Raw genomic sequence first — 11,347 nt, forward strand, 5'->3', positions numbered from 1 at the left:
ATTTGGTTTGAAGGATATTCTTGGGCTACTCATAGAGTTGCTTATGAATTAGCTTATGGTGCTATACCTCAAAATAGCAAAAATTTTTGGGTATTGCACACGTGTGATAATCCGTCGTGCTGTAATCCTGAACATTTATATGTTGGTTCTCCGTCTGACAACGCAAAAGATTGTGCTGAAAGATGTAGAAAAAGTGTAGGTTGGCGTTTGTGGGCTAGTCAAGATCCTAATTTTGACCCAAAGAGAAAAGTAGGAACTGTTTATTATGAATACAGAAACGAAATAAAAACTTTACATGAATGGGCTGAACTTTTTGGTATCAATGCGAGAACTTTAGATCAGCGATTTGCAGCAGGATGGAGAGAGGAAGATATTCCTACACCAGCTAATAAATATAAAAGACATTTATCAACAGACTGTACTACTCACTATAGAAGGTTTTCAGGTATAGCAGAAGTAAATCAATATTTAGCAAATAAGGAGAAAAAATTGAAAGAAAATAAAGTACCAGTATCAGCTAGAATTCCCGATTGGATGAAATCTATTCTTGAGAATTCAGCTATTAAAAATGATAGAAATTTTAGTTTAGAACTAATTAACAGAATAAAGCTGTCATTAACAGAGGAGGAAAAGAAAATTGCAGGTATCTAAAAAACTAAAGGCTTTAACTGCGCCAACAGCCAAAGCCCAAATCAAGTTAACCACAAACGCTAAATAAGGGAAAACTTATGAATAATAGTAATATAAACAACTCTAATTGTCCAGTAATAGCTGGAATCTCTATCACAACCGATAAAGAGGGTCGATATAATCTTAATGCGCTACATAAAGCTAGTGGATTGGGTGATCACAAAAGACCAAGCAAATGGTTAGCTTCACAACCAACAAAAGAGCTAATTGCTGAATTAGAAAAAAGTCAAAGCCCTTCTACGGGCTTAGGTCAAAATTTAATCAACACAATCAAAGGCGGTATTTCTTCTGGTACATTCGCCCATGAACTTTTGGCCATTTCTTATGCCGGTTGGATCAGTCCAAAATTTCAGTTAATGGTAAATCAAGTATTTTTAGACTACAAAAAAGGTGAATTGAAAAACATTCAAAAACCTTCTAAATCTTACTTACCAGAGTATCGACAAGCTAAGGCGATAGAATTATCAGTCAGAGCATTAGATAAGATGTTTAGCAATCTGCCACATTTGAGCGAACAGTCTAAGCAAGCTATCTATGCCGATACAATTAACCCAATTGCTGGTAAAAATGTTATTCCACTTCCTAAGCTTGAAAACAAAACATTTTCAGCTGGTGAGGTTGGTAATTTACTCGGCGTATCCTCAAACAAAATTGGTCGTATAGCTAACAAGCTCAGCTTAAAAACAGAAGACTACGGAATTTTCGTACTCGATAAGTCACGTTCTTCTGATAAACAAGTTGAAACTTTTAGATATAACGAAAAAGCAATAGATGTAATCAAAAATCATCTTATTAATAAAGAAATCGCTTAATCAATTAACAACAAATTATAAGCCCTCTAAAAAAGGGGGCAATTACGAGGATATAGTATGTCAAACACAAAATTAGAAACAATTCAGTTTCACAATCAACAATTAATCGTTCTTAACCATCAAAACAAACCTTATATTGCAATGAAACCAGTTTGTGAAAATATCGGGTTAAACTGGGCAGCACAATTCAAAAGAATTCAACGTCATCATGTACTTAGCCAAGGTGTTGTCATGATGACAATACCCTCTAAAAGCGGTAATCAAGAATATTTGTGTCTACCAATTTCAATGATCAACGGCTGGCTTTTTGGCATTGAAACTAGTCGAGTAAAACCCGAAATAAGGGCAACACTTGAACAATATCAGCTTGAATGTTTCGATGTACTTTATAACCACTTTATGCCGAGAGTAGCGCAGCAGTTTCCTAATACAATTAACGCCGAACAACAACAGCAAATCCAACAGGCTGTCAATGAGCGAGTTTATCGAACGGGTGAACGACATCAAGCTATTTATTCAAAACTACATCAGCAATTTAAAATACCTCGATACCAAGATTTACCAGCTAGCAAGTTCGGCGAAGCTATTAAGTGGCTGGGTGGTGTGCATTCTCGAAGCGGTTTATCTGATGAAGATTTATACAATTTGGCTTGGTTATATAAAGTAGCTGATAGAATGCGTCACCACATAGAGTTGGTAGAGCCTGCATTGCGTGCAATAGATTCCCGTTTTACGGGAGCTTTTTACTCCATGGCTTATGATTATAAATATACGTTAAGACAGGCTAGAAAAGTTATTGAACGAGAAACAGCACATATAATTACAAGTCATCTTACTACAAACTGGAATAAAGTATTGCCAATCATTCGACATAACTAACTAAAAAATCGTCAGGAAAAATATTGATTTTATTTAAGTTTTTTTGATGTTTTTTGAGGGTAAACTCAACAACCCTTTTTTTTAACCGCTTCTTTAATTCATTGAAAAATATAAATTAATTCAAGCACTAGAAAAAAGGGTTATTTTGTGAAAATTGGTTAAAATTTAGTTAAAACAAAAGGCTATGTTTGATATAATCTAGATTACCGCTGCATAAGCGGTTTAGAAAAAACCTGATGTATTTCTTAAAATACAGAAAGCGATTACCGCTGCATAAGCGGTTTAGAAAAGTCTGGGAATAAGATTTACTCACGTGCTAAAGATTACCGCTGCATAAGCGGTTTAGAAACAAAATAACGGCATTAAATGAGTGAGCAATATTACCGCTGCATAAGCGGTTTAGAAACTGCTTTTGCGGCACTCCCCACTTTGACTTCGGATTACCGCCGCATAGGTGGTTTTTTTTATGCTCGCAAATGCGGGCTTTTTTATGTCTGGAGAAAATTATGGAAACCTTTTATTGGAGACCTCAAAACAGCTCAACAGCCTCAGTATCACCAAAAGTAAAGGTAATTAAGTTCGGTGATGGCTACGAACAACGAATTAGAGACGGTATTAACAACGACCTGCGATCCTACAATGTAACATTTGTCGGGCTATCAGAAGATATCAGTTTGATTGATGATTTTCTTAGCCGACACAATGCGGTTAAAGCCTTTTTGTGGCGAGAGCCTAATACGCACAAAACCATAAAAATTGTTTGCCGATCTTGGACGTCAACGCATGACGGTATGACTAAAACAATCAGCGCTACATTCGAGGAGGTGGTCGCATGACTTTACATGTACCTAGTGATTCACTTAAATTGCTAACAAAATTCGAGCAAGGGGCGATGATTGACTTGTATGATGTAGATCTTTCAAAAATTGCTGGTGAAAAATTAATTTTTAGATTTCATGCGGGGTTAAATCATTTGCGAAAAGCCATTGTTTGGCAGGGCAAAACATATGAGCCCTACCCAATTCAGGTAACAGGTTTTCAAAAAAATGGACAGGGAACTAGTAACCGTCCAACAATGACAGTTTCCAACGCTTTTGGTCTAATAACGGGATTAGTGAATAGCTTTGATGATCTGCTTGGAGCGATAGTTACTAGACGTCAAGTTTTGGCTGAATTCTTGGATGCTGTAAACTTTGAGGGTGGAAATAGTAGAGCAGATCCTACCCAAGAGATTGTTTCACAATATTTAGTGGAACGATTAACAAATTTAATACCATCGGAATCAGCAACATTTGAACTGGCATTGCCATGCGAGAGTGACGGAGTTATGTTACCTGCTCGGGTAATAATTGCGCATACATGTTGTTGGAGATATCGCAGCTCTGAGTGTAGTTATACGGGCAGCGCGGTTGCAGATGAAAGAGATGCTCCAACAAACGATATCACAAAAGACAAATGCTCTGGAACGTTAACTGGTTGCAAACTGAGATTTGGTAAAAACGGCATTCTGCCTTTTGGCGGTTTCCCTGCTTCAGCAAAACTTTCTTAAATAATCATGAAAAATAAAATACTTAATCACGCTAAACAATGCGGTGAGGCTGAGTGCTGCGGATTTGTTATTGATAACAAAATATATCTACCGTGCAATAACATCTCATCGACACCGACAGAGACATTTGAAATTGCGCCTGACGACTGGATTAGAGCAGAGCAACTTGGTGAGATAACCGCAATTGTTCATTCACACCCTAATGGGTTCCCCATTCTGAGCGAAGCAGACCAATTTCATCAACAACAAACTGGTTTGCCGTGGTGGTTGGTTTGTAATGGCGAAATTCATAAATTTAGATTTATACCGCCACTTCTTGGGCGAGAATTTAAACACGGGGAAATGGATTGTTATACGTTATTTCGGGATGCATACCATCTATGTGGTTTTGATTTTCCGAACTTTTACCGCGACGACGATTGGTGGCACAACGGGCAAAACTTGTATTTGGATAATATGGAATCTAATGGGTTCTATCAAGTAAGCGCGTCTTGTCTGAAAAATGGCGATGTCATTCTGTTTTCACTGAACAGTAAAGCTGTTAATCATGCTGCAATTTACATTGACGGTAACTTAATTCTTCATCATCTACCAAATCGACTATCAAAACGCGATTTATTTAGTGGATATTGGCTCAAAAATTATCATTCAATTTGGAGGCATAAAAAATGGCAACCGTTAAATTTTACGGCGATCTTAAACAATATGGCGATAAGTACAAAATAAATGCAAATACTGCTGCTGAAGCGCTAAATTGCCTGTATTTTCAAATAAAAGGATTAAAAAAGCGGATTTTAGACGGTTATTTTCGTGTACGAATTAATGGCATGGATATGAATGAGAACAATCTACAATTCGGGCTTCACAATCGAATTTCTCATAACGCCGTAATTCATATCATCCCTAAAACGGAGGGGGCTAAGGGGGGCGCATTCAGTTTTATAGCAGGCGCAGTAATGTGTATTGTTGGTGCGATATTTTATTGGACACCGTTCGGCTATCCGTTGATGGCGGCAGGGCTTGGATTGATGATTGGCGGCGTTGCTATGATGATGACTAAAACCCCAAAAATGCAGGACGCAACTAACGACGATGGCAAAAAAAGCACCTCATTTTCAAATCTGGGGAATACCGCAGCGCAGGGAGCGCCGGTTCCATTACCGTACGGCGAAATAATGGTTGGCTCTAGGGTAGAATCGCAAGGGATTGAAACGATGGATGTGGAGGAATAAATGGGCGATAGTTCGGGGAAAACAAAAACGCCACGGATTGAGGCGGATAATCTAGAATCCAAACAGCAATTATCTATTATTGATATTATCGGAGAGGGACAAATTGAAGGTCCCGTGGGTGGGCTAAAAGGTGTTTTTTTAAATAAAACACCAATCCAAGCAGATAATGGGACATATAATTTTAACGGCGTTGAAGTTGAGTGGACGGCGGGGACGCAGGCGCAATTGCCGTTATCTGGATTTGCGGAAACACAAAATGAAATTCCAGTTAGCTTAGAGGTGAAACAAAAAACACCCATAGTTAGAACTATTACCGACCCCTATGTTGACCGTGTGAGAGTAACAGTCGGTGTATCTGCACTATATAACCAGACTAACAGCGGTGATATAACAAGAGCCTCTGTTAGTCTGGCAGTTCAAATCGGAACCGGCGCTGGATGGGTTACAAAAAAAGTTGTTGAATTGAAAAATAAAAAAACACGCTCTCAATATTTAACATCTGTAATTTTAGACGACTTGCCGCCGACGCCATTTAATATTCGCGTTATGCGTTTAGATCCTGATGGCTCCGATCTGCTGGTTAACAATACGATCTGGTCATCATATACCGAAATTTATGATACCAAATTATCATATCCAAACACCGCGCTAGTGGGGTTGCGATTTGATTCGTCTCAATTCAATGGCGTACCAGCTAGAACATATTTGATTAAAGGCATCAGATGCAAAATCCCCGACAATTACGACCCCATATCTAGGACATATCACGGCATTTGGTTGGGCGAGTTTAAAACAGAATGGACAAATAATCCCGCATGGATAGTTTACGATCTGATAACAAACACCCGATACGGGATGGGGTACCGATTTGGTAAATTTGCCGTTGATAAATTTATGCTGTACTCGATTGCGCAATATTGCGATGAGCTAGTCGATGATGGTTTTGGCGGTAAGGAGCCTAGATTTACGTGCAATTGTTATATAACAGAGCGCGCTCAGGCGTATGATTTACTAAATAATTTCTTTTCAATATTTCGAGCAATGCCGATATGGGACGGGACGCAACTCACCGCTATTATTGATAGACCTAGCGATACCGTCGCTATTTACACTAATGCAAACGTTATCGAGGGCAAATTTAGTTACTCATCCTCGGCAATGAAAGACCGGCACACAGCGGTTCGAGTTAAATATATTGATCCAAATTACGGATGGGAACCAGTTACCGAATACGTTGCAGATGATGAGGCAATCAAGCGATTTGGGCTAAATGTGTTAGACGTTGAAGCTTTTGGGTGCACATCACGAGGTCAGGCGCACCGTACAGGAAAATGGATTATAACTACAGAAAAATATGAACGTCAAACAGTCACGTTCAGCGTGGGGCGAGAAGGATTGCGACATTTACCGGGTGATGTAATCGAGATTTTAGATAATGAATATGTTATGTCACAATCAGGCGGTAGAATTGTTTCCGTTGCTGATAATATCGTCACGCTAGATCGCGATGTGGAAATTGATAAAAACTCATATTTTACATATCAAGATGTTAATGCAAAATTAATAAAAGTTGAGGTTTTGTCTCAAAAAGCCCCGAATATGCTAATTTTAGAGCACACTATAAATGCCGATCAATGGTCAACATGGATTTTAACGAATGTTAATGTATCATCGCGACTATTTAAAGCCATTACTATTAGTGAAAACGACGACGGCACGTATTCTATAACAGCAATAGAGCACGAGCCCAAAAAAGAGGCAATTGTTGATAAAGGCGCAGTTTTTACCCCTAACAACGCGCAATCAATTAGCTGGGGAATCCCGCCAATTGACGATCTTTCAGTTTCAGTCACGCCTGATAGTGATGAGTATCAAGCCGTTCTGTCATGGACAACCCCAAGAACAATAAAACATCTGGAATTTCAGGTTACTATTTTGCGGAATGGTAAATTAGTATCACGTCAGACTGTGCCGGACATGAGCGTAACAATGAGCAATCTGGATGATGGTAAATACATGGCATCTGTGCGCGGGATATCGACAGAGGATGGCAGGCTGGGGGATGAATCTACAGTAACGTTTACTATTGCGCCACCTGAAACGCCAACTCAATTAGTTTTTGCAACATCTAGTAACACAGTGGCTATTAAACCGATTATGCCATCGAATGTTGGTTTGGGAACGGTTTTCGAATATTACAAGGGGGCAACGCTTGATGAGGTGAGAGCTATGACTAATTACCTTGGCAGAACATCAAACAAGTTGATAGATGCCGATGTGCAGGCATCTACAACTTATTATTACGGTGTAATTGCGGTTAATGCCGCTGGACGTTCGGGAATGTGCACGGGCTCGGCCACCACAGCAGATGATACGGTCGGCACCGCAGGCGGTATTTTTAGAATAAAAACTGCCGATGGGGTTTTTCCTGAAAATAATGATAATGCCACGCAACTTTTTCATGACGTGCTAGGCATGTGGCCATCACGAGATACAGTGCTAATAGTCTATGCCGAGGACGACAACAGGCATGTAACTAAAACAGAGGCAAAAATGTATGATGGTGCAAAATGGGTATCGCCGGCATTATTTTTGGATGGCAATTTGATTGCGACGGGTACAATTAGTGGCGATAGGTTAGTTGCATATACAGAGATCAAAGCGCCTATTATTCGAGGTGGCAGCATCAACATTAATGATCGATTTGTTGTTGAACCAGACGGCTCAGCTACCATTAAATATCTAAATGGAAACGCAGGTACAGTAATGAAGGATGGAACAATAAAAATCTTTGATGAAACAGGCGCTTTAGTCGTCCAAATCGGTAATCTGGAGGTTTAATGTCATTCGGTATTAAGATTTTTACAAAAACAGGTCCGGCATATAATCTAGATGGAAATTGTACATCTATGTTTATTTCTGGGGCGTTAGGCTCATATGTCTATCCAAAAACAGGTCTGTATGTGCCCGAGGGTTATGATTATTATGCTCATCTTTCGCACGCCTGCGGTTTCGCAGATGAATTTGATGAAACAGATGCAAATGTTATTGTCGCATCGGCTGATCCGATAGCATATTTAGATGAACATCGGCAATTGTGTTTTAGAAATGGGAAAAATGCAATAGGGCAGACGGAGCATTTTCCATCTGATGTCAATCTTAACCCCAGACAACAACTTGTTTTATTAACATGGCCCAAACCTGCACACGCAAATGGATATGGTATTTTGTTTAATGGTGTTAATTCTTTTTTTCAAATTAATCAAAATACTAACTTTAGCAATGTGATATGGAAGGGCGATATTGAAATTACCAATAGGGGTTGGCGAATTCAAAATATAAACCCGTCGTTAACTCATCATAATTCGTTTATATTTTTTTATTGTGAAGATCCAACAATCTCAATTGGCAGAAGTTGGAAACTGGGCGATAGGGACGATATAATTTACATCCCGTATGATCATAATGGTGGCGTGAGCAACAAGACAATACAAGCTAAAGCTGTTGTGTTTGGTAGCCGCCCAATTCAGACATCCAAATATGGCATGAGAATATACAAAAATAAACGTGTTGTATATGATTCATGCAATGAGGTGTTAATAAATCCTGTTTTTGCTCGCTTTGATCAACATGAAGTTGGGCATATGAAATCAATACAAGGAATTAAGCGTCCGATGTTTGCACGTGTATGTGTTGGTGCTCAATATATTATACAGAGCAACGGCGGGTGGTTTTGCGATATAGGTTTACGATCAAACGGATATCAACTATCAACAACAGTACAAAAAACATTTAAAGCGTGGTGGTTAGAATCTGAATTACCGTTCTCGTCATTTGTTTCTGAGCAACCGGTTATGATTTTAGACGCTGAAAATTATTTCAAATTCTAATATAAGACGCGTATCCATGAAAACAATAACATTTTTAATTCCATTTTTTTCGTACGCGGAGTATTCGAACTGTACTGCGATTTACAGAAAAAATACACTACGAGGAGAGTTAAAACAATTTAACATCGTAAAAGTGGCAAAAATTAGTGAAAACCATTACAACCTAAAACTGAAAGGCACTGGCAGCATACGACAAAAATTGGATGCTCTAATTGATGTCAAATGCGCGGATATTAACAAAGAGCATGAGCTAAAAAAATTATTAAAATTATAATTTAATTTATTCAATAAAACCGCTACATGAGCGGTTTTTTCATGTCTAAAATTTGAGGAAAATTATGGCAAAAATATCAGGAATTTTAACAGATGGTGCGGGTAAAATTATCAACAACTGTACTATCGAGTTATACGCAAAAAGAACAACAAACAAAGTTCTGGCTCAAACACAGGCATTCGAAGTTGCAGAAAACGGTAGTTACACAATGAACGTGCTACCTTGTGACTATGAAGTAAAACTAATTATAAATGGATTTCCGCCAAAGAAACTTGGCACGATTCAGGTATTTTCTGATTCTGCCGACGGTACATTAAATGATTTTTTATTGAATCCATCAGAGAGTGAGATAACACCAGCCGTTGTACAGCAGGTTATTGACGCCCGCAATCATGCAAATAAATCTGCTGAAAAAGCGGCAGATGTAGAAAAAAATATAAAAAAAATAGAGAATACAACAAATCAGTATGCACAGTTAGCTAAAACCAGCGCAGATAACGCAAAACTCAGTGAGACAAATTCAGAAAATAATGCACAATCAGCACGCGAATCAGCAACGACAGCAACTAACGCGAGCGCAGCAGCATCAAATAGCGAAAATACAGCTAATTCACATGCCGAGAGCGCTCGATTGTCAGCTACAGCATCAGCTAATTCAGCAGCGCAATCTAGAAATAGTGCAGTATTAGCACAACAATCAGAAAATAACGCGAAACAGTCTGAGCAAAACGCAGCTAAATCAGCAGAGGACGCTAGACAGTACGCATCATCTATTGATAGCTCAAATTTTATCAAAAAAACAGGCGAAGAAAGCCAGTCAATTAATGGCTCATTAATTGTCAGAGAATCAATTAGATGCGATCGTATATTTAACGGCGATATGATCGGCGACCAGCGCCTAATGCCGTTTCGCCGTGAGGAGTTGCCTTTTGGCTGGTATTTTCGTAACGGTGACAACTTTTTACTCAGCTCACCGCAGGGGCAGGCGTTAAATAGATTATCTACTAACTATAAAAATGACCACAATATCACGATAAAAACAATTGATGGTCAACAATATATCAATGTACCAACTGCATTTGCTTCCGACGGTCGGGGTTTTTTTGAGCGTGCAGTTGACGGAACTAATCGGCAAGTGGGCAGCGCCGAAGGTGACGCTATCCGTGATATCTGGGGGCATTTTGATACCGGCGTTGTAGATAATCACTATATGTATTCACGAGGCGCGTTTTCTGGTTCAAATGCAATTTATCCAGAAAATGGTGCGTTTGAACAGAAAAAGGACTGGCCAGCGTTCGGTTACGATTTTCATGCTTCAAATGTAGTCCCCACAGCTCACGAAAACAGACCGATCAATATTGGCATGACCCCCGTAATTTATCTAGGAGTGTAATATGATTAATTATTATTTTGATAACACAAATGAACTAAAACCATTCACACATGAATTAGAGGCGAATGATGATACATTACCGCCAGATAATGCGTTGCGTATCGCTCCAGAATTCAAAGATGGGTATTGGCCGTGTGAGAAAAACGGTAAATGGATTTTAGTTGAGGATCATCGAGAAAAAACGGTATATAACATTGAAACGAAAGAATCAAGCACAGTTGATTATCTGGGTAAGATTAAAGATGGTTATACTCTGTTAGAGCCCTTCGAATTCTGTAAATGGAGCGGCAAGAAATGGGTATTAGATGAAAATGCAAAAAATGAGCATATCATCAAAATGAACCAAGTATTAAAAATGACATTAATCAATGAAGCAAACGAAAAAATATCGTTACTTCAAGATATTATTGATTTAGACATGCAAGAAGCTGATGAAGAAGCACAACTAAAAGCGTGGAAAAAATATCGCATTTTAGTTACTCGTGTTGATGCGTCAGATGTTAATGCTGTGTTTCCCGCAAAACCTGAATAATCAAAACACACTATCAATTTTCAATTTCACATACTCAACAGCATCATCTAGCATCACAAAATCAGCGATATCGTATAGCGTTTTTGTTGTTTGATA

The 11,347-nt window shown here is 38.8% G+C and carries 11 protein-coding genes; all 11 read left to right on the forward strand.

Annotation, left to right across the window (positions count from 1 at the left end; all coding sequences use genetic code 11):
* Positions 1–651 (forward strand): HNH endonuclease signature motif containing protein (locus tag A9G30_RS09140; RefSeq protein WP_141672062.1); only part of this gene is annotated, 651 nt, incomplete at its 5' end.
* A 77-nt stretch (positions 652–728) separates the two neighbouring features.
* Positions 729–1,502: a KilA-N domain-containing protein gene (locus A9G30_RS09145; RefSeq protein WP_065588744.1), complete on the forward strand. Its 774-nt coding sequence runs from the start codon at positions 729–731 to the stop codon at positions 1,500–1,502.
* Between the two features lie 57 nt (positions 1,503–1,559).
* Complete coding sequence (locus tag A9G30_RS09150) at positions 1,560–2,381, forward strand: phage antirepressor N-terminal domain-containing protein (RefSeq protein WP_065588745.1); 822 nt, start codon at positions 1,560–1,562, stop codon at positions 2,379–2,381.
* A gap of 506 nt (positions 2,382–2,887) precedes the next feature.
* Complete coding sequence (locus A9G30_RS09155) at positions 2,888–3,217, forward strand: phage tail protein (RefSeq protein WP_065588746.1); 330 nt, start codon at positions 2,888–2,890, stop codon at positions 3,215–3,217.
* On the forward strand, positions 3,214–3,930 hold the full coding sequence (locus A9G30_RS09160; RefSeq protein WP_065588747.1) for a phage minor tail protein L: 717 nt from the start codon (positions 3,214–3,216) through the stop codon (positions 3,928–3,930). The genes A9G30_RS09155 and A9G30_RS09160 overlap by 4 nt, the downstream gene beginning before the upstream one ends.
* 6 nt (positions 3,931–3,936) lie before the next feature.
* The gene (locus A9G30_RS09165; RefSeq protein WP_065588748.1) at positions 3,937–4,656 is read left to right on the forward strand and encodes a C40 family peptidase; all 720 of its coding nucleotides are present in this window, start codon (positions 3,937–3,939) and stop codon (positions 4,654–4,656) included.
* On the forward strand, positions 4,599–5,162 hold the full coding sequence (locus A9G30_RS09170; RefSeq protein ID WP_065588749.1) for a tail assembly protein: 564 nt from the start codon (positions 4,599–4,601) through the stop codon (positions 5,160–5,162). Before A9G30_RS09165 ends, A9G30_RS09170 begins: the two co-directional genes overlap by 58 nt.
* The gene (locus A9G30_RS09175) at positions 5,163–8,003 is read left to right on the forward strand and encodes a host specificity protein J (protein WP_065588750.1); all 2,841 of its coding nucleotides are present in this window, start codon (positions 5,163–5,165) and stop codon (positions 8,001–8,003) included.
* A complete protein-coding gene (locus tag A9G30_RS09180) occupies positions 8,003–9,052 on the forward strand; it encodes a hypothetical protein (protein ID WP_065588751.1) in 1,050 nt (349 codons plus the stop codon). The genes A9G30_RS09175 and A9G30_RS09180 overlap by 1 nt, the downstream gene beginning before the upstream one ends.
* 338 nt (positions 9,053–9,390) lie before the next feature.
* A complete protein-coding gene (locus tag A9G30_RS09185) occupies positions 9,391–10,719 on the forward strand; it encodes a prophage tail fiber N-terminal domain-containing protein (protein WP_065588752.1) in 1,329 nt (442 codons plus the stop codon).
* A gap of 1 nt (position 10,720) precedes the next feature.
* On the forward strand, positions 10,721–11,251 hold the full coding sequence (locus A9G30_RS09190; RefSeq protein WP_065588753.1) for a tail fiber assembly protein: 531 nt from the start codon (positions 10,721–10,723) through the stop codon (positions 11,249–11,251).
* The last annotated feature ends 96 nt before the right edge of the window (positions 11,252–11,347 follow it).

Source organism: Gilliamella sp. Fer4-1 (assembly GCF_001690515.1).
GTDB lineage: Bacteria > Pseudomonadota > Gammaproteobacteria > Enterobacterales > Orbaceae > Gilliamella > Gilliamella apicola_C.